Origin of the sequence: Pseudomonas sp. AL 58 (assembly GCF_036348395.1) — a bacterium.
GTDB lineage: Bacteria > Pseudomonadota > Gammaproteobacteria > Pseudomonadales > Pseudomonadaceae > Aquipseudomonas > Aquipseudomonas defluvii.
Genome location: NZ_JAZBQR010000011.1, coordinates 66,257 through 88,728, shown reverse-complemented (window position 1 = coordinate 88,728; position 22,472 = coordinate 66,257). Strand labels below are relative to the sequence as shown.

At 56.9% G+C, this 22,472-nt stretch carries 19 protein-coding genes and 1 tRNA gene; 3 read left to right on the top strand and 17 right to left on the bottom strand.

The features are described 5' to 3' along the window. Positions 1 to 6 precede the first annotated feature (6 nt). From bcsB to UIA24_RS13860, 8 genes are all read right to left on the bottom strand, one after another. The gene (gene bcsB / locus UIA24_RS13895) at positions 7 to 2,307 is read right to left on the bottom strand and encodes a cellulose biosynthesis cyclic di-GMP-binding regulatory protein BcsB (protein WP_330523085.1); all 2,301 of its coding nucleotides are present in this window, start codon (positions 2,305 to 2,307) and stop codon (positions 7 to 9) included. Beyond that, positions 2,304 to 4,898, bottom strand: coding sequence for a UDP-forming cellulose synthase catalytic subunit (bcsA, locus tag UIA24_RS13890; RefSeq protein WP_330523084.1), 2,595 nt, complete (start codon positions 4,896 to 4,898; stop codon positions 2,304 to 2,306). The genes bcsB and bcsA overlap by 4 nt, the downstream gene beginning before the upstream one ends. Next, positions 4,895 to 5,617, bottom strand: a complete 723-nt coding sequence (bcsQ, locus tag UIA24_RS13885; protein WP_065760020.1) for a cellulose biosynthesis protein BcsQ — start codon at positions 5,615 to 5,617, stop codon at positions 4,895 to 4,897. The genes bcsA and bcsQ overlap by 4 nt, the downstream gene beginning before the upstream one ends. Beyond that, complete coding sequence (gene bcsR, locus UIA24_RS13880) at positions 5,614 to 5,853, bottom strand: cellulose biosynthesis protein BcsR (RefSeq protein ID WP_099774209.1); 240 nt, start codon at positions 5,851 to 5,853, stop codon at positions 5,614 to 5,616. Before bcsR ends, bcsQ begins: the two co-directional genes overlap by 4 nt. Further along, a complete protein-coding gene (gene bcsG / locus UIA24_RS13875) occupies positions 5,823 to 7,451 on the bottom strand; it encodes a cellulose biosynthesis protein BcsG (RefSeq protein ID WP_330523083.1) in 1,629 nt (542 codons plus the stop codon). The genes bcsR and bcsG overlap by 31 nt, the downstream gene beginning before the upstream one ends. Beyond that, positions 7,438 to 7,638, bottom strand: a complete 201-nt coding sequence (gene bcsF / locus UIA24_RS13870; RefSeq protein ID WP_330523082.1) for a cellulose biosynthesis protein BcsF — start codon at positions 7,636 to 7,638, stop codon at positions 7,438 to 7,440. Before bcsF ends, bcsG begins: the two co-directional genes overlap by 14 nt. Continuing rightward, the gene (locus UIA24_RS13865; RefSeq protein ID WP_330523081.1) at positions 7,635 to 9,179 is read right to left on the bottom strand and encodes a BcsE family c-di-GMP-binding protein; all 1,545 of its coding nucleotides are present in this window, start codon (positions 9,177 to 9,179) and stop codon (positions 7,635 to 7,637) included. The genes bcsF and UIA24_RS13865 overlap by 4 nt, the downstream gene beginning before the upstream one ends. Positions 9,180 to 9,882: 703 nt before the next feature. Beyond that, on the bottom strand, positions 9,883 to 11,304 hold the full coding sequence (locus UIA24_RS13860) for an amino acid permease (RefSeq protein WP_065760820.1): 1,422 nt from the start codon (positions 11,302 to 11,304) through the stop codon (positions 9,883 to 9,885). Between the two features lie 460 nt (positions 11,305 to 11,764). On the opposite strand from UIA24_RS13860, the gene UIA24_RS13855 reads away from it, so the two are divergent. Both UIA24_RS13855 and UIA24_RS13850 read left to right on the top strand, forming a co-directional pair. Continuing rightward, on the top strand, positions 11,765 to 13,216 hold the full coding sequence (locus UIA24_RS13855; protein WP_330523080.1) for an aminotransferase-like domain-containing protein: 1,452 nt from the start codon (positions 11,765 to 11,767) through the stop codon (positions 13,214 to 13,216). A 57-nt stretch (positions 13,217 to 13,273) separates the two neighbouring features. Next, positions 13,274 to 13,714, top strand: a complete 441-nt coding sequence (locus UIA24_RS13850) for a GNAT family N-acetyltransferase (RefSeq protein WP_102053472.1) — start codon at positions 13,274 to 13,276, stop codon at positions 13,712 to 13,714. Positions 13,715 to 13,762: 48 nt separating this feature from the next. Here UIA24_RS13850 and UIA24_RS13845 read toward each other — a convergent pair whose 3' ends face one another. Further along, positions 13,763 to 14,719 (bottom strand): sensor domain-containing diguanylate cyclase, encoded by a 957-nt coding sequence (locus UIA24_RS13845; RefSeq protein ID WP_330523079.1) that lies wholly within the window; start codon positions 14,717 to 14,719, stop codon positions 13,763 to 13,765. Positions 14,720 to 15,092: 373 nt separating this feature from the next. On the opposite strand from UIA24_RS13845, the gene UIA24_RS13835 reads away from it, so the two are divergent. Further along, positions 15,093 to 16,355: a sensor domain-containing diguanylate cyclase gene (locus tag UIA24_RS13835; RefSeq protein WP_330523078.1), complete on the top strand. Its 1,263-nt coding sequence runs from the start codon at positions 15,093 to 15,095 to the stop codon at positions 16,353 to 16,355. A gap of 66 nt (positions 16,356 to 16,421) precedes the next feature. Here UIA24_RS13835 and UIA24_RS13830 read toward each other — a convergent pair whose 3' ends face one another. The 8 genes from UIA24_RS13830 to rpmI all read right to left on the bottom strand — a co-directional run bounded on the left by UIA24_RS13830 (position 16,422) and on the right by rpmI (position 22,431). Continuing rightward, the gene (locus tag UIA24_RS13830) at positions 16,422 to 17,000 is read right to left on the bottom strand and encodes a hypothetical protein (RefSeq protein WP_330523077.1); all 579 of its coding nucleotides are present in this window, start codon (positions 16,998 to 17,000) and stop codon (positions 16,422 to 16,424) included. A gap of 495 nt (positions 17,001 to 17,495) precedes the next feature. After that, positions 17,496 to 17,572: transfer RNA gene (locus UIA24_RS13825), tRNA-Pro, on the bottom strand. A gap of 100 nt (positions 17,573 to 17,672) precedes the next feature. Continuing rightward, positions 17,673 to 18,029 carry a MerR family transcriptional regulator gene (locus UIA24_RS13820; protein ID WP_010222411.1) on the bottom strand — a complete coding sequence of 119 codons (357 nt, stop codon included), beginning with the start codon at positions 18,027 to 18,029 and terminating at the stop codon, positions 17,673 to 17,675. Continuing rightward, on the bottom strand, positions 18,010 to 18,312 hold the full coding sequence (ihfA, locus tag UIA24_RS13815; RefSeq protein WP_002553164.1) for an integration host factor subunit alpha: 303 nt from the start codon (positions 18,310 to 18,312) through the stop codon (positions 18,010 to 18,012). The genes UIA24_RS13820 and ihfA overlap by 20 nt, the downstream gene beginning before the upstream one ends. Before the next feature lie 3 nt (positions 18,313 to 18,315). Continuing rightward, positions 18,316 to 20,691, bottom strand: coding sequence for a phenylalanine--tRNA ligase subunit beta (pheT, locus tag UIA24_RS13810; RefSeq protein ID WP_330523076.1), 2,376 nt, complete (start codon positions 20,689 to 20,691; stop codon positions 18,316 to 18,318). Positions 20,692 to 20,727: 36 nt separating this feature from the next. Next, on the bottom strand, positions 20,728 to 21,744 hold the full coding sequence (pheS, locus tag UIA24_RS13805) for a phenylalanine--tRNA ligase subunit alpha (protein ID WP_065760827.1): 1,017 nt from the start codon (positions 21,742 to 21,744) through the stop codon (positions 20,728 to 20,730). A 107-nt stretch (positions 21,745 to 21,851) separates the two neighbouring features. After that, positions 21,852 to 22,208 (bottom strand): 50S ribosomal protein L20, encoded by a 357-nt coding sequence (rplT, locus tag UIA24_RS13800; protein ID WP_009394046.1) that lies wholly within the window; start codon positions 22,206 to 22,208, stop codon positions 21,852 to 21,854. Between the two features lie 28 nt (positions 22,209 to 22,236). Beyond that, positions 22,237 to 22,431, bottom strand: coding sequence for a 50S ribosomal protein L35 (rpmI, locus tag UIA24_RS13795; protein WP_009394045.1), 195 nt, complete (start codon positions 22,429 to 22,431; stop codon positions 22,237 to 22,239). Between the last annotated feature and the right edge of the window lie 41 nt (positions 22,432 to 22,472).

The window sequence follows — 22,472 nt, the reverse complement described above, 5'->3', positions numbered from 1 at the left end:
GTAACCTCACGGTTTGTTCGCCAGACGCCGACGTGCGACCCACTGCAGGACGCGCCACAGCAGAAAAGCCCCCAACAGCATGCTCATACTCGTTACAGCTGCGAGTACGGCAGGTTGATCGGAAAGTCGGTACCACACCAACATCCACCATGGCAGATGCCCGACGAAATATTGGTCCCCCACCTGCTGGCCGCTAACGCCACTGCTACGAATCAACACCACAGAGCCGGTCATCGCGTCCAGTTTTCCAGTGTCGTTGAGCACATCACGCAACAGTTGGTGGTCCTCATCACTGTTGGCCAGGAAGGCAACAATGCTGCGCTGGGCATTGAATGGCGACTGCAACCCGATAACCGCAGCCAGCGGCGCATTGGCGATCGAAGATGCCGGGATGCCTTCACCTGCAGACTCACCGGCATACGCAATGCCCGCGCCACCTACCTGCTGGCGTGAGGCATTCAGAATCGATGATCGCGTATGGTCGAGCAGTTGAGTAAGGTCTTGGCTCTTGCGCAGGTTCTGGGGCATCTGGCTCATCACCAGTAGATCCGCGTCGATGCTAGCGACCGCTTTCCAGTCGTCTGACAATCGCAACCCGAAGGCCGGCAGGCCAGACTGCGCAGAAATCCATGCGAGGGTTTCAAGCAAGGTACTGATCTGCGTGGCATCGCTGCGAGCGGGCACCATCACCATGGTTTCCGAGAGGTCGGCCATTCGGCTGAATGGGAAACCGCTGCGGGCGAAGGCACCCAGGTCCGGCATCCGGAGGTAGTGATGGTAGCCGGAAAGATCAATCGTCGACTCTTGGTCGATCAGCACCTGATTGGTCGACGGCAAGGACGTCTGGCAATGGCCCTTCTGGGCACTGCTCAAGGTACTGGCAAAGTTAAAGTCAAAACGCAGGGTGTTGCGGTCTTCGATTTTTAACGACGGCACCAACAGTTTGTGGCTGGCGTCGATCGAGTCGCTGGACAGCACCATCGCGCTCAAGCCTTTGATCACATCCCCGCTGTTCTTACCCAGCGGCAAACTGCTGATGAACTGATTGTTCAGGCTGATATTGAGCTGCGATGCATCATTGGTTGATGGCACGGTGTAGCGATACCGCGTTTCCAGTGGTACGCCTCGATTGAGCCAGAAAAAAAGATCCGGCGGGAGTTTCATTTCAAGGCTGATCGGCTGCGGCCGCAAGCCACTGGCTTGCAGTTGCTCGGGGTACTTGATCAGTTCGGCGAAACGCACGGGGCGATCTGTGCGCATCCAGTTCGGCGCGTCATAAGGCTGGCGTCGCGGTATGTCCCGGACCGTGTCCAAGGTCATCTGCGAACCACTCAACAATCCCCCCCCTAGTGCGAGGGTCTGCGCGGCAGTGACCAGGTCGTCTTCGTTACGCCCCAGCACAAGCAGCACCTTGCTGTAAGCGTCAGCGGGATTATCAATTATCTGAATGGATGGCGCCTGGACCAGCGGGAACTTTTGCAGGTCTGCCAGCATTTTTGGCCGATGTTCGTTGCTGGCAAAGACGATCGAGGGCATTGCCCTGTTGTGCTCGCCCACCGCCGGTAACTGGTCAAACAACACCGGAAACTGTGTGCCACGCCAACCGGCCAAACTACCGAAGTAAGACGCCAGTATGCCCGCTGCACGCTGTTCACCCAACGTGGGTGACTCAGCGAACACCATGTTTACCATCGCCTTGTCCTGCCCTCGCGTATCAAAGAACGGCATCGGAAAATAGGCCAGGTCGTTCTGCAGCGATAGCGCCTGCTCCTGGATGAGCAAGTGACTGGTACGGCTGACGTTCAGCCATAACGCACTGTTTGCGGGATCTTCGCAAAGCTCTGAATAGTGCCCGACGAACTCCAGGCGCACCCGGTTGAAGTCACTGACAAGGCGTGGATCAAGGATGAGCTCTTGAGTTGTCTTGTGCCCTAGCTGGTCTTTCGCGATGGGGACCACACTCATCAGGACATCATTGAGGTAAACCCGAAGGTGTGAGACCAGTGGCAGCAGCGCCGGTGAAGGCGTGTACTCCAATTGCAAGCGAACATCACTGGCGATCCGGTCATGACGCATGCTGAACACAATCTGATCGCTGTTGTGAATACCCAGCAACAAGCTGTCGGAACTTCGCCCCAACTTTTCGAAGCTGAGCGTTTTGCTCCAACTTGGAAGCCCGTTCAGTGATGACCTCACCTCATTCGGTGTCGAGGCCTGTGGCGTCAGAGGTTCAGCCTGCGCCAGGCAGAAGCCGAGGGCCGGGAGCAGAAAGCTGGTAAAGCAGAATGTCCTGAGAGTTCGGCTCATTGCGTGGTCACCGGTTCGCTAGAAGTGCTGGGGGAATGGGTCGGCACGCGCGGCAGATAGCTTGCCAGCCAGCGCAACACACGCAAGACCGGATTGATCAAGCGCGAGGCCCACGAAGGCAAATAGCTGAACAGCCGCCTGTAGCCGCGCCCACCCATTTTTAGAATCCCGATAAAGCTGTACAACGGTTGCTCGGGTTTGAACGCCTCGCGCCAGCCCAACCAGGCATCGGCGCGGGCGAATGTGCACTGCACGAAGTCAATTTTCTGCTGCACCGACATCTCGGCAAAACGGATACTGATGGTGCCTTTCTGGCTACGCGTCACGGTGCCCGGAAACAGGAACTCTCGAACACCACGCTGCATCAGCACCGAGATACGCGCGCCTGGCGACAGGGAAAGGTCGGCATTGACGTTGATGCATGCCCCGCCATCGGAGTAGTCATGCAGGATCCCCGGATAGCAATGACCGCTGTCCAGGCGCACCGCCGCAGGCAGTTTCGACTGGACCCGATGGGTACTGCGCACCTGACGCACTTCGGCGGCCACAGCGACCGCCACGCCAATAATGAGCAAGTTATAGACCACCCAGGTGCCACTGATCAGTACCGTGCTGTACTCGTTTGCCGGGCCATAGATGAAACGCCAGACCGCGAAAACCAGACCTGCCAGGTTGAGCAGTGCAAGGATCAGGTACGGTTTGGCAATGCGCCAGTCAAACTGATTGTTTTCCATCAGGCCACCCTTGGCCGTGACATTGAATTTGCCCTTCTTGGGGCTGAACAGTGCCACGGTGGTCGGGCGGGCGATGTACCACGACAACACCGTTTCGTAGACTTCGCCCCAGAATGTCCGACGATAAGCCCCCTGCATCCTGGAGGTGGTCAAGCTGGCGTGAACCATGTGCGGCAATACGTACAACAGGATCATCAACGCCGGTGCATAAATGATGTAGGCATGCAGGAGCAGGAACGCCAGTGGCGCAGTGAGGAAAATCAACCGTGGCAGACCGGCCAGAAAGTGCAGCATTGCGTTGGCGTAACAGATACGCTGAAGGAGCGTCAGGCCTTTCCCGAACAACGGGTTGTCGGTGCGGAAAATCTGCGCCATGCCCCTCGCCCAGCGAATACGCTGGCCAATATGCGCCGACAGGCTTTCCGTGGCCAGGCCGGCCGCTTGCGGTACACGTATGTAAGCGGAGTTCCAGCCATGACGATGCAGACGCAGCGACGTGTGGGCATCTTCGGTTACCGTCTCCACGGCAAAACCGCCAATTTCATCCAGTGCAGAGCGCCGTAGCACGGCACACGAACCGCAGAAAAATGCAGCATTCCACAGGTCATTGCCATCCTGGACCAGCCCATAAAACAGCTCGCCTTCATTAGGGCTGCGGCGGAACAGGTTCAGGTTGCGTTCAAATGGATCGGGCGAAAGAAAGTGATGCGGGGTTTGTACCAACGCCAGCTTCGGGTCACGCAGGAACCACCCCACGGTCAGCTGCAAAAATGAGCGCACCGGCAAATGATCGCAGTCGAAGATCGTTACCAGCTCGCCGTTTATATGACCCAACGCATTATTGAGATTACCAGCCTTGGCATGGGTATTATCGTCACGAACGATGTAACCGACACCCACTTCCTCGGCGAACTGTCGAAACACCTCACGCCGGCCATCATCCAGGATATAGATCTTGAGTTTGTCACGTGGCCAGTCGATGCCCAGTGCTGCGTAAACGGTGCCTCGAACCACGGCAAGGTCTTCGTTGTAGGTGGGAATCAGCAGGTCAACTGTCGGCCACAAGCGCACATCGCTGGGCAGTTGTACCGGCTTGCGCTCAAGCGGCCAGCTGGTCTGGATATAGCCCAGGATCAACACTACCCACGAGTAGGTTTCAGCCATCAGTAGCAGTACACCACAGCCCAGGTCGAATGGTTTATCCCAGTTCAGCGTCGCGGTGTAGCGCCACCACAGGTAACGACAGGAGACGATGACCGACAACATGATCAGCATCAATGTAGGGAGGCGTCCCGGGATGCGCCGAATCAGCATGGCCAATCCCCAGAGCAGAATGACGAAAATCGTCTGATTGAGCAGGCCAAACGGTTCGGTGATGCACAGCAGCGCCAAGCCAAGCGCAATCACGGCAATCACACCATCAAGCAGGTATCGAACAGGGCGCCCTAGCCCGCCCCACCAATGTGTCCCCTGATGCAGGTGCGTGCGCTGTACAACACGCTCGGGCAACTGCTCCAGAACCTCGACGACACTCGCCCATACCTGCCGGCAGAGCCCAGCCAGGCGTTGCAGCAACCCCGGCTCACGGGCTTTACGGGGCGCCCGCCCTAACGGACGAATCAGTAGCAGCCAGAGGCTTTGTATGGTGTAGCGTATCGGGTCACCCAGGCTCGGCGTCTTGCGGGCCAGGTGCGGATACCAGCGCATAGGCTGATCAAGCACGCTTCGCCAGGCGGGCGACTCAAGCGGCAGCACCAGCCAGGCCAGTGCGTTCATTGTCGCCAACAGAAATGCCACCAACGGGTTGCAACCATGCCGTTGGCGCAGATGAGCGTAGGGAAACCAACGGGTGATCATGGTCGTTCCTGGCGTTGAGCCAGGCACCAGGTGGCAAGGCTGAGCACATCCTGAGCCGCAAGGCTGGCAGGCGAATGTTGCCCAAGCGGCTTCTGGAGCGCCAATGCCTCGCGCATGGCTTCATCATTGTGGACCGCCAATGGCAGCATTCGTGCGCCAAAAAGCCTTCGCCAAATCAGTAGCAGGTCGCGTTGAAGCAAACTGGCGGGCTCGAATCGATTAACCAACAAATAGCCATCCAGTGCTTCAGCGCGATGCAACAGCACGTGGCACGCCGCGTCAGCTTCGGCGACCTGAATCTGTAATGCACAACTACCGACCTCCGCATGCCCGGGCAAACGCTGAGGCAAGTCGAACAGCATCCAGTCAAAATGTTTGGCCAAGGCCGCCTGGCGTCGTGCCCAAACGTCAGGGTCCTTAGACAAACGATGCTCAACCTGCTGTTGCTCTGGATGATCCAACTGTCCATAAGGCAGCAGGCACAATTGCGGTTGCAGCGTCCAGGCCTGATCCTCCCAGTTCTGCTCATCGAGCAGCGCACGCGCCCAACCACCGCGCTCGCCAACTGACAGGTTGAAATGCAAGCCCAAGAGGTTTTCAGGACACATATCCACCAACAAGACGGACTGGCCGAGGTGGTGCAATGCATGGCCAAGGGCAGCCAGCAGCGAGCTGTTGCCAACCCCGCCGCGTACGCCGCGTACGCTCAGGGAAATCATTTCGCCTCCTGGCGTTCGAGCGGCAACACCCGTTCCTCGTGCTGCGCTACCTCGCTGACAGCCGCCAGCAACGGCCAACGTTGCAATGCACCCTTGAGTTCAAGCTGAGCGGAAACATCCACATACTCCAGATCAGGTAATTGCAGGCAAACCTTGAGCTGAGCAATGTCGGTAGTGTGCTCGTAGCGCAACAACACCTTCGAATTCAATTGAGTTTCTGCGGGTAAGGCAGCCATGCGCCATTCTCCTTGATTCGAACATAAGGTCGGCCGGCATACTCAAGCACTACGGTCCCAGCGTTCTCTGAAACCACCGGTGTTTGCGGAAGGCCAGTCAGCAAGGTAGTCAGGTCAAGGCCCTGCGGCTGGGCCTGCGCGACATAAAGACGGCTGATGATTTCCGAGAGGGCCAGAAAGCTGCTCGGTTCACTGATATGCAAGGGGCCGGTGCGTGGACTGGCGCCCATCCCTACCAGCTTGATACCGACGGGTACATGGGTGATTGATGGGCTTGGAATTTCGCGCATGCCAGGAATCTGCATCCGGTCACCGTGCAGGGCGGCACCATGCTCCGGCACAATCACCACCACCACGCGCCGGCCACTTTGCTCCAGTTGCTTGATGAAGCCGCTCAAGTCACTGAGCAGCATCTGTGCACGCACTTTATAGTCGGCGCTCTTTGAGCTTCCGTCGGCGGCGAGCATGCGATTACCGTCATGCAAGGTAATGGTGTTGTAAAAAAGCGCCACACGCGACTGGCTCTCGCTTTCACGGTGCTGCCACCACTTACCCAAGACCTCACCATCACGCCAGATAGGCAGCCCCTCAAAACTGATTATCGGGTTCTTCAGCATATGGATATCGACGGCAGGCGCCGGGAGTGAACCCTGAGTGCGAACCCTGTCAATGAACCCTTCGAATGCCCCCGTGTGGTTAAGCATCACTTCACTGGCAAAACCCAGCTTGCTCAACTCTTCGAACAACAGACACTGCTCTGGCGGTGTCTTGTACAAGGCGGTATGGCTTGCTTGGCCGCAACTGGCACGCAGCAAGCGAATGGCTGCCGGCCCACTGTATGACGTGACAGAGTTGAAGTTGTCGAATACCACATCCATTTGCTGGAACAGCGGGTTGTCACGCAGGCCCACCGTGTCGATATCATCCCAGGCCAACGAACACACGTTAATCAACAGCAGGTCGAACGGCGGTGAGTCTGTAATCGGCGGTTTGAACTCGACACGACGTGTTGCTTCGGTGGTATAGAAATCCTGCAAGTAGCGGTTAAGGGTTTCATTGTCGGGATCGGCAACCATTACTTTCTTGGTAGCAACCCCTGGCGAGGCAACCATCGCAACGGCTTGCTCAGAGGGGGCCTGCAAGGCCAGCAAGCTTGTAGCACCCAACCAGGCCAAACCGATCAGGGTAAAGGTTGTTACCCGTAACCACTGATGCACAAGGCGGTACAGCACCATCACCAGGAGCAACCAGCCACAGAGGCTCCAATTGATAAAGCGTCCCGCCAGTTCAAGAAAATAGGCTGCGGAGAAGGTCATCAACCCTGGGTGATTCAATATGTTAGCCAAAGGTGGTAACCAGGTGTCCTGATAGAACAGCATCGCCCCCACTGGCAGCGCGATCATAGCGCGCAGGATCTCCAGCTTTCGACTGTTCAGAGGCACCAACAAAAAAGCGGCAAAGACCAGGTTGGGCAGTATCTGCAGGTTGAGGTACCCCATCCAGAGCATGACGAACTTGATCAGAAAATAAACGTTCCACACCCCCAAACCGGTGTTGCGTCGTACAGGCTGAGACGGAATGACTTTAAGCTGGCTCATCGGACTCACCCTTTACCGTGGTGGCCGCCACGCGACGACGCAGGCCTTTTGACTTCAGGTAACGAGGCCGCATGCAACCTCGCAACAACGCCATAAGCAAACGCCAGAAACTCTTGAAAAAAACCACCAGTGCCAATGTCAGTACACTGCTTAGCGCAATGACCTGCAGTAGATCGGAGGTGCTCATGGGCGATACTCCGTGACGGGCAAGACCATAGGCCGCGGCGTGTAGGTATTACTGCGCTGCGTATCCACTACCGCCCCTGTATCGGCATCAACCGAAGCCAGCCGGGCGCTCATCTGGGGAACCGCTGTATCCAACAAGGCTTTGCGTGGTAAACCCTCAATACCAAACAAAAACTGGCACTCACTGAACAGGTCGTACCAAGGCAATCGGAAAATCCGCGCCAGTGCATTGGCCACGCCATCGGCCCTGCACGCAAACAGAAACAGGTACAACACGCCGTCGAGCACACATGCAATATCGCCAAGACGACGTAGATCGATCTGGTCGAGGTATTGCTCAGCCGCCATGTCATTGCGCGGCTGCAACCTCAACAATTGATGGCTGACTTCCCCGGCGTCACGCTCATAGATCGGGTCCAGTATCGAGATGAATTGGTGCGGTGAGACCACACCACACACCGTCGGTGGCCGAAGCCGCTCAAACAACTCGTTTAACTTGATATTCAGGCTATGCCGCCAAACCTGCCCCTGAACACTGTCAACCAAACTGAAAAAACAGGCTGGCGAAACCCCATAGGGCACGATGATATTCGCCCCACAGGACACCAAAAGACGCTCATCCCGATAGCGTAAGCAAGCGGCCAATTCCCTTACGATGATTTTCAGCGAAATGCCGCAGCGCTCGCGCAACTCATACAATCGCTGGGCGAGTTCCTCGACTTGCAGATTGTTCGTTACCCCCACTATGACGCTTGCGGCTTTTGCCCGGCTTGCCTGAAGAAAAAGGTCGTCATAGTTATCGAACTGCCTCCACTGATGAGACAGTGGTGATATGCCTTCCAGCACCGAGCGTAGCGCCAGGTAGAGCCGTTGGTCTTCGCTCTGTGCGGGTTGCGGATTGGTACGCTCGAACACAGCCAGCGCGAATCCCTCAGGATGTGCCTCCAGCTCAAACTCCTGCTCACTGCAAACGCCCAGCGGACTGTGCCAATAACTCAGTTGATAGCGGGTAACACCGTCACGACGATAGAGCCGCGCCAGCCCGGACAGCCGCTCATTCAGGCTTATCAAATGTGCATGAAGCTTCGGAGCCTGGCCATGACACAGCACCAGCAATGTGCAGCCGTGCCTATCCAACCAGGTTGCCAGGCTCTCACACCAGCGTTGCAAATTCTGGCTGCCGAACCCCTGCCAAGTGGCTGCAGGCAGCATCAAAACGATTGGGCTGCCCTTTTTGACCGCGGCTCGGCTCAATTCATGGTTCAACGATTCGAGCGCCGATCTGATTGAAGCCTCAGGCACTTCAAACAGCCTCAACGTGGCGGGGCCTGCGTGCCGTCCCAACGGGGCAACAACCTCTTGGGGGTCCTGGTTGAAGCACACCAAAGTGGCCGCTTGAATGTGCCCTAGCCCTTCCAGAAACTGAAATGCCAATATTTTGGCGTCGCTCACATGGTCAATGGACAGCCAGTAAAGCCCCCCTTGCCGCAGCAGCATTTGCTCATCGCGCAGATGTCGGATAGCTAGAGTGACCGGCTCCACTTCATTCCCCCTCCCTTGCAAACGCAAGGGATAGAAACCCCTATATACCAAGCATTTTCTCAGTAAAAAGAAACACCAAGCCTGATATCAATATAGTAGCGCTGAGTTTCTGGAGGTCTCTCTTTTAACGGCACCCGACCAACGGCAACTCATTGTCATGATGTTTAAACACAACCCATGAACTGCCGAGCTCACATCTTAGTCTATGCCCGAGGTATACAGCCGCCGCGACAACCGTGATGGCAATAAATCTCATTCTTCTTGATAATCAACCACCTTTATTGGATCCAATAAAGCGCAACATCATGTCGTCACATTCTTGACAGATTAATTGATACCCCCAAGTACCCACAGGCGGTGTATACGTTCTTGAAATTAACGAGACAGACGACTATTTCAAATCAATATCTCGCCGCTGACAGTTAACCACCCAAGTTGTTCAACAATTAACGTTAAAGTAGAGCGACCTTTCAGCATGACCAATGCACTGCAAACAAGCAGTACAGATCGTCATCTGTCAGCACGTACTGGGCGGTTGGCTGGGGCAGTGTCCGGCGTCTTTACCGGCAGGGCCTTGAGAAAAGCGCGAAATCGACGTTTACCGGCGCCTGAATAGCTGACAGGCACCGGTTACGCGCAGCGCCTGGCAGGACGCCAGGCGCGGATCCGGGCGAACCGAAGTCGCCCAGGAAGGGAGGCTGCTTCAGGCAGCCTTGTTTTTCAGAGCACGACGGTGAACCACTACACCCATGAGCGCCACGACGATGGACGCGATACCGGTAGAGATCACCAGCACCTGGTACTCATCAACGAAAGCCATGGTCACAAGGCACGCGATGATGAACGCAATCACCAGGTAGGTCAGCCAAGGGAACAGCCACATCTTCAGACGAATCTGCTTACCTTCGGCTTCCAGCTTGCGACGCATTTTCAGTTGCGAGAATGCGATCACCAGGTAAACCAGCATGGCAATCATGCCGGTGGTGTTCATCAGTACGTCCAGTACATCCTTGGGCCGCAGAGTGTCGCTGAAGTTGATCAGGGCAACAAACACCGCTACCGAGCATGAACCGAGAATCGAGAATACTGGTACGCCGCTGCCGGCGCGGGTCATCTTGAAGATCGCCGGCGCATCGCCACGGGTCGCCAGGGAGAACAGCATGCGCGAGGCCGTGTAGTGCGCCGAAATCATGCAGCTGCTCACCGAGGTCAGAACCACGAAGTTCATCACCATCTCAGCGCCAGGAATGCCCAACAGCTCCAGCGTACGACGGTAAGAACCATAGCCCGACTGGCCCAGCAGCGGATCGTTCCACGGCACCAGGGCTACGATCAGGAAGATCGAACCCACGTAGAACAGGCATACACGCCAAACCACCGAGTTGGTCGCCTTGACGATCTGCTCGGAAGGGTTTTTCGATTCGGCCGCAGCGATGGTAACGATTTCAGCACCGAGGAACGCGAACATCACCCCAAGCATGGCCACAACGACTGACTCAATGCCATTGGGCATGAAGCCTTCCACCGCCGTCAGGTTGCTGATGCCATGCACTTCACCGGTCGGCCACAAATTGACCACGGCCATGCCACAGACCACAAGGAAGCAGACAATGGCCACCACCTTGATCAGGGCGAACCAGAACTCGAACTCACCGTAGTGCTTGACGTTGAAGAAGTTGACGCCAATCAGCGTCAGGGTAGCGATCAACGTGAAGGTGTTGATGCTCACCGAAGGGAACCAGCCGTGCAGAATCTTGCCTGCGACGTAGGCTTCCCACGCCATCAGGATGACCCAGAACCACCAATACAGCCAACCGATGGTGAAACCGGCCCAACGGCCAATAGCGCGTTCGGCATAGGTGGAAAACGAACCCGTATCAGGCGATGACGTGGCCATTTCGCCAAGCATGCGCATGATCAGCACCACCAGGATGCCACCGGCCAGATAGGCGAGTACGGCAGCCGGGCCAGCGCTGTGGATCACACTGCCAGAGCCGACGAACAATGCGCCGCCGATGACCCCGGCAATCGACATCATGGTCAGGTGGCGCGATTTGAGCGAAGCACTGAGCTTGCTCTCATGCTCCGCCTTCGCTGTGGAAGTGGATGTGGATGTTGCGTCCATCAGTAGTCTACCTCGTGTTCTTTTTATCTAAGGAAACTCGTGAAAGCACGACGGTCGTCGCGTTCACCTCTGCATCAGCTGTCTGATTGTGTGCACGATGGTGTGCCCGAGCCGACAAACGGCCGCGTTGGGCAGGGTTTCTATCGTGCTCAGGCTCGTCCGGTGGGCCTGAGGTGTGGTGCAAGGGACGGATGAACGGCACCAATAGGCGACGACATCAGCGGAAAAGACGTGAACGGAGCACTCTCCGTCGGAAAAGCATCGGATAGATTGTGATTGTTCATGAAGCTTCAACGGCTTTGGTCTGGCGATAACTGACACCTAATGTAAAAATGTCTGACGCCAAGAGCCATGCACAGCGCGCACAAATCGTCACTGCACTGTACAGGTCGCCGATGCAGCACACTCCGTTTTCCTGCAGGTGCTTGGTGGTACGCTCATTTGAAGGCACAGCTTCCCCATGTTTGAATTACGACCCGACGCATCGCCCCCATTGGTCAACCAGATCATCAACGGGCTGCGTGAGTTGATCGAGAACAACACCCTCAAACCCGGCGCAAAAGTACCGTCGATTCGCGCCTTCGCCGCCACCTATTCGGTCAGCACGTTTACCGTAGTCGAAGCCTACGACCGTCTGGTCGCCCAAGGTTTGCTGATCAGTCGGGGCAATGCGGGCTTCTTCGTCAACCGCTCGGCAAACGAGCGGATCAACGCACAAGCCAGCGAACCGCGCCCGGTCAAACCCACGTTCAACTCCGAGTGGTACTTGCAGCAGATTTTTGAAAGCCGACAACTGGCCTTCAAACCCGGCTGCGGCTGGCTGCCAAACGACTGGATGTTCGAAGACGGGCTGCGTCGCGGCTTGCGTCAGGTTGCCAGCAGCGTGATGGAGCTCAGTGGCTATGGCGACCCCATGGGGCTGCTGGAGTTGCGCACGCTCACCGCCCAGAACTTGCAGCAGGACCTGCGCATCGTCGTGCCGCCTACCCAGTTGATGCTCACCCATGGCGGCAGCCAGGCGCTGGACCTGGCTGTGCGCACGCTGGTGCAACCGGGCGACGTGGTGCTGGTGGACGACCCCGGCTACCCCAACCTGATGAGCATCCTGCGCTTCCAGGGGGCCACCCTGATCGGTGTGCCGCGCACCCCGGCCGGCTATGACCTGGACCACCTCGAACGGCTGCTCGCGCACCACCGCCCGACGGTGTTTTTCACCCAGCCGCACCTGCACAGCCCGACCTGCTCGCGCACGCCCCTCGTGCAATTGCACCGCCTGCTGCAACTCGCCTCGCAGCACGGCTTTCGGATTGTGGAAAACAACCTCTACGCCGACATGATCGCCGAGCCCCTGCCCTGCCTGACCAGCCTCGATCACCTGCAACAGGTGGTGTACGTCGGCAGCTATTCCAAAAGCATCTCCCCCAACGTGCGCGTCGGCTACATGCTGGCCAACCCCTCGCTGATGCAGCAATTGCTGCACCTGAAGATGCGCTCGGGCCTGACCACCTCACAGGTCATGGAACGCGTGGTGTATGCGGCTATCACCGATGGCCGATGGCGCAAACACCTCAAGCGCATGCGCCAACGCCTGTCGGAAGCGCAACAGGAAGTCAGCCGCCAGCTCACCCGGCTGGGCTTCGAGTTGTTTGTCGATTCAGATGAAGGCATGTACATCTGGACCCGTCACCCAGCCATCCCCGACAGTGCCGCGCTGGTTGACGAAGCCCTCAAACACGGCATCATGCTCGGCCCCGGGCAGTTGTTCATGGTCGACTCACAAGCCACGGGCTGGATGCGCTTCAACGTGGCATTCAGTACTGAACCGGCACTGTGGGAGCAACTGGAGAAGTTGCTGATCAAGCATGTTCACGCCGCCAAGGGGAGACTGATTGAAGCAAACTACAAATGTTAGCAATCAGGCCGATTGGGAAATAACCGTCAAATTGCATGGACAGCCACGGAGACACTCATGTCCTTCACAATCAAAACCGTAAGTGCCGGTGAAACAGCGATGGCTGCGGCGGCCCTATGCGAGTTATGGCCGCGATACTCTGCGACTGAAATTGTTACTCAGGTTGATGAGTTTCTTCGTCCTAATGGCTACAACCTGATCGGCCTTTGGACAGATGAATCACCCAATGCAGTCTGTGCATTGGGTTATCGCATCCAACACTCCCTCTGGTTAGGAAAGTCGCTTTACGTCGTCGACATTGCAACACTCCCGCAATGGCGCGGAAACGGTTTCGGTTCAGCGCTGCTTGCCTGGGTAGAGGCAGAAGCAGAACGCCTGGGCTGTTCAGCCGTTCACCTGGACTCCGGTGTTGGAACTGACCGGGGCGCAGCTCATCGGCTCTACATGCAGCGCCACTATCAGATTGCCTGCCATCACTTCCTGAAGCGTTTGAGCTAACGCACTGAGCGTGCCCGCCTTGCGCGCGCACGCTCCTGGATAAGGCTGTTACACGCCGTGCATACCCTGCAGCCGTTCGGCATCAGCAGACTTGCGCTGGCGCTTTTGCTCATACATTGCACGGTCTGCAATCGTCAGCGCCTCGGAGATACGGACAGTCTTGTTGGTCACGGCAAGCCCATAGGAAGCCTTGATGCCTTCCTCTTCAAGCGCTTCCTTGATCCTCTCGCACAACGCCAGACCGCCACCCCAGTCACAGTTGACGCCAATGATGCCGAACTCATCGCCCCCCAGCCTTGCAACAATATCCTCAGCCCTGGACGCCTTCTGCAATGCAAACGCTGCACGCTTGATCAACACATCGCCGGCGGCATGACCATCGCGGTCGTTAATGGCCTTCAACTCATCCAGATCGACGACAATCACAACAGAAGACTGGCGATAACGCTGGTAGCGCGCTTCTTCCTTGGCAAGAAGCTGAACCCATCCCGCACGGTTGTAGACCCCCGTCAACGCATCTGTGAGCGCTTGAGCCTGATAACGCTCAGCCCGCCTCTCTTCTTCGTCGACCCTGAGCTCCATCTGCAGAATCGTGCTGAGCATTTCGCCCACCAGCTCAATCAGTTCCTGATGCTCGGAAATGCTATCGGGCCTGGACTGAGGATCGATGCCGCACAACGTCCCAAACAAGCGTCCATCCGCAAGCAGAAGCGGCACGCCAATGTAGGCTCCGATTGGTATTTTCCGGCCTATTTCGGCAGCGGCATAAGCAGGGACCTGGCTTGAGTCCGAGGCAATGTTTGGCCCAAGCCCCTTGACCATCTCACTGCAGAAGGAGTCGTCCCAATTGAAGACGTCGCCAGGAACGACACCATAACCCCGGTCGTCACTGTGCAATACCGTCCAGTCGTTGCCCTCGGTTCGGGTCACCATGCACAGCTGGAAGCCTAGCGTGCGACGCAGAAAGGCCAGCGCTCTTATGGACGCACTTTCAAAATCATTCATGACATGCCCCAAGGAAAATACCAGACAACAGACGCCGCACCCGGATTAGAGAGCTGCTGGGCGGTGCCGATTAGCTTCAACGACTGAGCAAGAGATTCATCCAAGACTACCTCACCAGCGTTTGATGCAGCCTGAGCTCGGGCACCCGATTGAAGCTGCGAGCATGGTATCAGCAACTGACTCCCGCGGGCCGGTACTGACCATTTTGGAGCAGATGTTGAGGTGAAAAATCGATTATCCAGCTCATTACCGGAGCGCGATGGCCTATCAGCCCATAACAATCGAACGCGCCCAGCCGACTGCGTCATTTTGCATCAACACCAACAACCTGCCACCATCGAGCTCCGGCTCAGACAGGGAGTGTTCCCCGCATATGAAAACCATTGCCAGTCACATCGATCCGAGCGTGATTGCACTTGCACTTGATCAGTCATTCAATGCCGTTTTACTGACAGACGCTGACGAAGGCGAGCATCGTATTCTCTACGCTAATCAAGCTTTCCTGCGAATGACTGGCTACCGCGAAGATGAGTTACTGGGACGTAACGCTCGTATACTCCAAGGGCCGGCGACCAATCCCGAGGTGATTGATCGGCTGCGCCAGTGCCTGCGGGATGGCACCCATTTTCAAGGCTCGACAATCAACTACCGCAAGAATGGACGCCCTTACACCGTTGAGTGGAATATTTCCCCAGTACACAACACGGCCGGCGAAATCACGCATTTCATTTCGATACAACAGGACATCAGCAGCCTGATGGCTGCCCAAAATACGACCCAGCTGTTCGCCCACGTACTCAATGCAACCGATGATGGCGTCGTTATCACGGATGCCAGTGGCACCATCGAATTCGTCAACAAAGGCTTCGAAAAGATCACCGGATACGGGCTGACGGAGGTGCTCGGCCGCAATCCGAACATGCTCAAGTCTGGGGAACAAGACCCTGAATTCTATAAAGACATGTGGGAGACCCTGAAAAAGGGCCGCTCCTACAAAGGCACCTTTGTTAATCGCAGCAAGAACAACGAACTGATTTACTGTGACGAGACAATAACCCCACTCACTGACCAGGCAGACAACGTCACCCATTACGTGAGCATTTTTCGCGACCTGACCACTCGTATACTCGAAGAGCAGATGTTTCGTGAAATGGTGCGCTTCGACGGGCTGACCGGCGCACTAACCCGAGCAGCTGGAGAGTTGGCACTGGAAAAGGCCTACATGCAGTCTCGTGGTAGCAAGCTGCCCATGTCGATCGCACTGGCCGACATTGACCACTTCAAACACGTCAACGACACCTGGGGACACACTGCCGGCGACACCGTCCTAAAAGCGGTGTCGCGCAGCATGATTGGTGCACTAAGGGCTAACGACAGCGTCATACGCTGGGGTGGCGAAGAGTTCCTGCTTATTTTCAGTGGCTGCGACCTGGACCAATCACTGCCGCTGGCTGAACGCTGCCGAAAGGCCATTCAGCACAACCAACATGAACACGCGGGCTGTATTACCTTGTCGATTGGATTGGGTGAGCTCCAGCCTGACGAAGCATTACCGGATCTGATCGAACGAGTCGACAAAGCGCTTTACATTGCCAAAAACTCAGGCCGTAACCAGACGCAGGTATCACGCCGGTGAGTACCTCGTCCGGTACGGGCACGCACGTACTGCTGCGTCCAGGCCTATGCCTGTCAGCCTGCACGGCTAGCGCGAGGTTTTAACCTTCAGTACTTCGGTGTAAATGACATTGACCGTCTGACCGACCTTGAGGTTCTTCATTCGAGCCTGGAGTTCGGGATCCTCAACCTTGAGGACTGTCACTTTTCCTTCTGGAGGCAGCAAGGTCACTTCATGTTTTTTCAAGTCAATGTGAGTGATCTTCGACGTCACCTTGACCCGGCGAACCGCCTCACCGCCCGGATGAGGATTGTCCTTGGCGGCGCGGGTGGTCATTGATTCATTGCTGACACCAGGCGCACCCCCAACATTGGTGTCGAGCACGTAGGCGATTGAGCGAACAACAGTTATGTCAACGTTGTCGCCGACCTTCAAGTTGTGCAAAGCCTTGGCTTGATCCGTTAGCTGGATAGTCACCGGCTTTTTGTCGGCGCCTTCAATAGTGACCTGATAATTCGCCGCATCAACGGCCAGCACATGCGTAACGACATGGCCTTCTATCGCACTACCGCCCAACGGCACATCGGCGGCAAGGGCCGTAAAGCTGGTAGCGAACATGATGGAAGCAAGAACAACAGTGCAAGCAAGGGAACGGATTGGCTTCATAGGTTTACTCTTCCATGTGATGGCTGAGAGAACAACACGACGGATACCAAGGCACAGCACTTTGTGGGTACGCCATAGCATAGTCATTGATTGCCAATGTGCCTGATCACAGCGTGAGTGATGACGGGCAGCCGAACGCTCCAGGATGTCTCGAGAATGCCGCTGCGCGAGCCGTGCCTGGCCCTCAGGGCTTACCTGTAGGCCAAAAGCGGCGTGCGCTACACCAACCTCTGGATCTGGCTTCAGCGTGGTTATGCGGCGCAGCACAAACGCAGAAGGCATTCGATGCAGGCCCGCTGAAGATCAAGGTCCCCCGTAAGTTCAATGCAGTGCTAGCAAGCTGTCGCAGCGGCTGTCGGTCGCGGCGCGTGATACATAGGCGACCTGAGCGGAAGAAAAACGGGACAGCGTGAAGAAAAAGGCCGAGTCACCCGAAAAGTCACGCACATGAAAAAGCCCAGTCGTTTCCGAGCTGGGCTAAGTCATTGAATTATATGGTCGGGACGGAGTGATTCGAACACTCGACCCCTTGCACCCCATGCAAGTGCGCTACCGGGCTGCGCTACGCCCCGACTGGGCTTTAAACCCGCTCTCGATGTTGCTGAGAACGTTGAAGAATGTACCTTAAGCTTTTGAATTTTGGAAGTATTATTTTCCTGATCCTTTGCCGGGTTATTTCTTCAGAACCACCAGTACATCTTCCAGTTCGACAATCATTTGCCGAATCAGTTGTTTGTACTGGGTGGTGTCATCCTTGGCCTCATCACCCGACAGGCGCAGGCGCGCGCCGCCGATGGTGAAACCCTGGTCGTATAGCAAGGCGCGGATCTGCCGGATCATCAGCACGTCTTGGCGCTGATAATACCGGCGGTTTCCGCGGCGCTTGACCGGGTTGAGTTGAGGAAATTCCTGCTCCCAATAACGAAGCACGTGCGGTTTTACCGCGCATAGCTCGCTGACTTCACCAATGGTGAAGTAGCGTTTGCCAGGAATCGGCGGAAGCTCGTCGTTATGACTTGGTTCCAGCATAAGCCTCAACTCGGGCTTTCAATTTCTGCCCTGGACGAAAGGTGACGACGCGACGTGCCGTGATCGGGATCTCTTCACCCGTTTTCGGGTTGCGGCCCGGCCGTTGGCGCTTGTCACGCAGGTCGAAATTGCCGAAACCGGACAATTTGACCTGCTCGTTGTCTTCAAGAGCGTGCCTGATTTCCTCGAAAAACAGTTCGACCAATTCCTTGGCTTCACGTTTATTCAGGCCCAGCTCCTCGTACAGCCGTTCGGCCATTTCAGCTTTCGTCAGAGCACCCATACGCTATTTCCTTAACGTGGTGTTCAACCTTTGTTCGAGCGAGGTGAGGATGTCTTGAGTCGCAGCGTTCACCTCATCGTCATTAAGAGTGCGCGATGGATGCTGCCAGGTCAAGCCAACAGCCAGGCTTTTTCTATCGGGATCAATGCCTTTACCCTGATAGACGTCAAACAGCCTGAGGTCTGTAAGCCACTCGCCTGCATTTTCACGGATTACCTCAAGCACTGCGCTCGAAGCTACATCACGTCCTGCAATTAAAGCCAGGTCACGACGTACTTCCGGGAATTTTGACAGCTCGTGGAACTTCGGCAGGCGGCCTTCAACCACATCGCCCAAGACCAGTTCGAAAACAAACACCGGACGATCCAGACCCAGGGTTTTCGCAAGCTCTGGGTGGATGGCGCCCAGGTAGCCTACTTCGCGACCATCACGCTCGATGCGTGCGGTCTGGCCTGGGTGCAGTGCCGGGTGCTTGCCAGCAGCAAAGGTGAAATCACCCAGCGAACCAGAGAAGCCCAACAGCGCTTCGACGTCTGCCTTCACATCGAAGAAATCGATGCTGTCGCGGCCATTGGCCCAACCTTCAGGCATACGGCTACCGCAGACCACGCCGGCAAGCATGGGTTGTTGCTGCAGACCGTCCAGCTGACCAACGAAGCGCTGGCCGCTTTCGAACAGGCGCACACGATCCTGTTGGCGGTTAAGGTTGTGCTGCAGGGCCTTGACCAGACCTGGCCACAGGGAGGCACGCATGGCCGCCATGTCGCTGGAGATCGGGTTGGCCAGCAGCAGCGGCTCGACGCCTGGGCTGAACAGCTCAAACAGTTTAGGGTCGATAAAGCTGTAGGTGATCGCTTCCTGATAGCCACGGGCAACCAGCAGACGACGCAGTGCTGGCAGCTCGCCACGCGACTCGGCACGGGCTTGCGGCGCCAGGCGTGCTTGCGGGTAACGAACCGGCAGACGGTTGTAGCCGTACAGACGGGCCAGCTCTTCGATCAGGTCAACTTCCAAGCTGATGTCGAAACGATGGCTTGGCACCTCGACCTGCCACTGCCCTGCTCCACCTGAGGTTTTCAGACCCAGGGCATTGAGCAGGCGCTCGACTTCGGCGCTGTCCATTTCCATGCCCAGCATCTGATTGATGCGGTCGGCACGCAGGGTGATCGGCGCAACGCTCGGCAGATGTTGCTCGCTGACCGCCTCGATGACCGGGCCGGCTTCGCCGCCAACGATCTCCAGCAGCAGGCCAGTAGCACGCTCAATGGCTTCCTTGGCCAGTTGCGAATCGACACCGCGTTCGTAGCGGTGCGAGGCGTCGGTATGCAGGCCGTAAGAACGAGCCTTGCCAGCCACCGAAATCGGCTCGAAGAAGGCGCTTTCCAGGAAGATGTCACGGGTAGTCGCCGAAACACCGCTGTGTTCGCCACCCATTACACCTGCAATGGCCAGAGCGCGCTCATGGTCAGCGATGACCAGGGTGTCGCTACGCAGCGCAACTTCCTGACCATCCAGCAGGACCAGCTTCTCGCCCTCTTCGGCCATGCGCACACGGATACCGCCGTTGATTTCGGCGAGATCGAATGCATGCAACGGCTGGCCCAGTTCAAGCATCACGTAGTTGGTGATGTCCACGGCAGCGTCGATACTGCGAACATCAGCGCGGCGCAGGCGCTCGACCATCCACAATGGGGTCGGACGCGACAGGTCGACGTTACGGATAACGCGCCCCAGGTAACGTGGGCAGGCAGCTGGGGCCAGCACCTCGACCGAGCGAACGTCATCACGGGTCGCAGCAACGGCAGGCACGGCCGGGCGGGTAACGGGCGCGTCATACAGGGCGCCGACTTCACGGGCCAGGCCAGCCAGGGACAGGCAGTCGCCACGGTTCGGGGTCAGGTCGACCTCGATGCTGGCGTCGTCCAGGTCCAGGTACTCACGGATGTCCTGGCCAACCGGTGCATCGGCAGCCAGCTCCAGCAGACCGTCGTTTTCTTCACTGATCTGCAGCTCGGCAGCCGAGCACAGCATGCCGTTGGACTCAACGCCACGCAGCTTGGCTTTCTTGATCTTGAAGTCGCCCGGCAGTTCGGCACCGATCATGGCAAACGGAATTTTCAGGCCTGGGCGAACGTTGGGTGCGCCACACACGACCTGGAAGGTCTCGCTACCGTTGCTGACTTGGCAGACACGCAGCTTATCGGCATCCGGGTGTTGTTCGGTGCTCAGCACCTCGCCTACGACGATGCCACTGAACTGGCCGGCTGCCGGGGTGACGCTGTCGACCTCAAGGCCAGCCATGGACAGACGAGCAACCAGCTCGTCACGGGATACCTGCGGGTTGACCCAACCGCGCAGCCACTTTTCACTGAATTTCATTCTGCTCTCCTGAAAGATTCGTTACGGGTGCGCGACCTAGCGAAATTGCGCAAGGAACCGCAAATCGTTGTCGAAGAACAGACGCAAATCGTTGACGCCGTAACGGAGCATGGCCAAGCGCTCGGCACCCATGCCGAAGGCGAAGCCCTGGTACTCTTCAGGGTCGATGCCAGACATGCGCAGGACGTTCGGGTGGACCATGCCGCAGCCCATGACTTCCAGCCAGCCGGTCTGCTTGCAGACACGGCAGCCTTTGCCGCTGCACATCACACACTGAATATCGACTTCAGCCGACGGCTCGGTGAAGGGGAAGAACGACGGACGGAAACGTACCGCCAGCTCTTTCTCGAAGAACACCCGCAGGAATTCTTCGATGGTGCCTTTGAGATCGGCGAAATTGATCCCGCGATCAACCAGCAGGCCTTCGACCTGGTGGAACATCGGCGAGTGGGTCAGGTCCGAGTCGCAACGGTAGACGCGACCAGGGCAGACAATGCGGATAGGTGGCTGAGTGGACTCCATGGTCCGCACCTGCACCGGCGAGGTGTGGGTACGCAGCAGCATGTTCGCATTGAAATAGAAGGTGTCATGCATTGCCCGCGCCGGGTGGTGGCCAGGAATGTTGAGCGCTTCAAAGTTGTGGTAGTCGTCTTCGACCTCTGGGCCTTCGGCGATGCCGTAACCGATATGGGTGAAGAACTGCTCGATCCGCTCCAAGGTACGGGTGATCGGGTGCAAACCACCGGAAGTCTGGCCACGGCCCGGCAGGGTCACGTCAATGCATTCGGCAGCCAGACGAGCACTGAGCTCAGCCTCTTCGAAGGCGGCCTTGCGGGCATTGAGCACCTCGGTAACACGTTCCTTGGCGTCGTTGATCAGCGCGCCGACTTTCGGGCGCTCTTCGGCTGGCAGGTTGCCCAGGGTCTTCATCACCTGAGTCAGCTCGCCCTTCTTGCCAAGGAATTGAACCCGGATCTGCTCCAGGGCATTGATGTCTTCAGCGCGCTCCACAGCATCCAGGGCTTGGGAGACCAGCGCATCCAGGTTTTCCATGTACAGACTCCAGATACGAAATAGGGGAAGAGCTTACAGGCTCTTCCCCTATTTATGACGTTTAACATTCGCCGCCAATGTCGACGGCGAATGATTGTCGTGGGTACTTAAGCCAGAACGGCTTTAGCCTTCTCGACAATCGCAGCAAACGCCGCTTTTTCGTTCACTGCCAGATCAGCCAGAACCTTACGGTCGATCTCGATGGACGCTTTTTTCAGACCAGCGATCAAACGGCTGTAAGACAGACCGTTGTTACGAGCACCAGCGTTGATACGAGCGATCCACAGAGCGCGGAACTGACGCTTCTTCTGACGGCGGTCGCGGTAGGCGTATTGGCCTGCCTTGATGACCGCTTGCTTGGCAACACGGAATACGCGCGAGCGAGCGCCGTAGTAGCCTTTAGCCAGTTTCAGGATTTTCTTGTGACGCTTACGAGCGATGACGCCACGCTTTACACGAGCCATGAGTAACTTCCTCTATCTTTGACCGAAATTAACGTACGCGCAGCATGCGCTCGACTTTTGCAACGTCAGACGGGTGCAGCAGGCTGCTACCACGCAGTTGACGCTTACGCTTGGTCGACATTTTGGTCAGGATGTGGCTCTTAAAAGCGTGCTTGTGCTTGAAGCCGGAAGCGGTTTTCAGGAAACGCTTCGCGGCACCGCTTTTGGTTTTCATTTTTGGCATGTTCGGATACTCCGCATTCAGTGGATAAACATAACCGCAAG

What these genes read in the sequence shown, in the direction of transcription:
- bcsB (WP_330523085.1), bottom strand. Translation starts at nt 2,307, where the DNA reads ATGAGCCGAACTCTCAGGACATTCTGCTTTACCAGCTTTCTGCTCCCG.
- bcsA (WP_330523084.1), bottom strand. Translation starts at nt 4,898, where the DNA reads ATGATCACCCGTTGGTTTCCCTACGCTCATCTGCGCCAACGGCATGGT.
- bcsQ (WP_065760020.1), bottom strand. Translation starts at nt 5,617, where the DNA reads ATGATTTCCCTGAGCGTACGCGGCGTACGCGGCGGGGTTGGCAACAGC.
- bcsR (WP_099774209.1), bottom strand. Translation starts at nt 5,853, where the DNA reads ATGGCTGCCTTACCCGCAGAAACTCAATTGAATTCGAAGGTGTTGTTG.
- bcsG (WP_330523083.1), bottom strand. Translation starts at nt 7,451, where the DNA reads ATGAGCCAGCTTAAAGTCATTCCGTCTCAGCCTGTACGACGCAACACC.
- bcsF (WP_330523082.1), bottom strand. Translation starts at nt 7,638, where the DNA reads ATGAGCACCTCCGATCTACTGCAGGTCATTGCGCTAAGCAGTGTACTG.
- UIA24_RS13860 (WP_065760820.1), bottom strand. Translation starts at nt 11,304, where the DNA reads ATGGACGCAACATCCACATCCACTTCCACAGCGAAGGCGGAGCATGAG.
- UIA24_RS13855 (WP_330523080.1), top strand. Translation starts at nt 11,765, where the DNA reads ATGTTTGAATTACGACCCGACGCATCGCCCCCATTGGTCAACCAGATC.
- UIA24_RS13850 (WP_102053472.1), top strand. Translation starts at nt 13,274, where the DNA reads ATGTCCTTCACAATCAAAACCGTAAGTGCCGGTGAAACAGCGATGGCT.
- UIA24_RS13845 (WP_330523079.1), bottom strand. Translation starts at nt 14,719, where the DNA reads ATGAATGATTTTGAAAGTGCGTCCATAAGAGCGCTGGCCTTTCTGCGT.
- UIA24_RS13835 (WP_330523078.1), top strand. Translation starts at nt 15,093, where the DNA reads ATGAAAACCATTGCCAGTCACATCGATCCGAGCGTGATTGCACTTGCA.
- UIA24_RS13830 (WP_330523077.1), bottom strand. Translation starts at nt 17,000, where the DNA reads ATGAAGCCAATCCGTTCCCTTGCTTGCACTGTTGTTCTTGCTTCCATC.
- UIA24_RS13820 (WP_010222411.1), bottom strand. Translation starts at nt 18,029, where the DNA reads ATGCTGGAACCAAGTCATAACGACGAGCTTCCGCCGATTCCTGGCAAA.
- ihfA (WP_002553164.1), bottom strand. Translation starts at nt 18,312, where the DNA reads ATGGGTGCTCTGACGAAAGCTGAAATGGCCGAACGGCTGTACGAGGAG.
- pheT (WP_330523076.1), bottom strand. Translation starts at nt 20,691, where the DNA reads ATGAAATTCAGTGAAAAGTGGCTGCGCGGTTGGGTCAACCCGCAGGTA.
- pheS (WP_065760827.1), bottom strand. Translation starts at nt 21,744, where the DNA reads ATGGAAAACCTGGATGCGCTGGTCTCCCAAGCCCTGGATGCTGTGGAG.
- rplT (WP_009394046.1), bottom strand. Translation starts at nt 22,208, where the DNA reads ATGGCTCGTGTAAAGCGTGGCGTCATCGCTCGTAAGCGTCACAAGAAA.
- rpmI (WP_009394045.1), bottom strand. Translation starts at nt 22,431, where the DNA reads ATGCCAAAAATGAAAACCAAAAGCGGTGCCGCGAAGCGTTTCCTGAAA.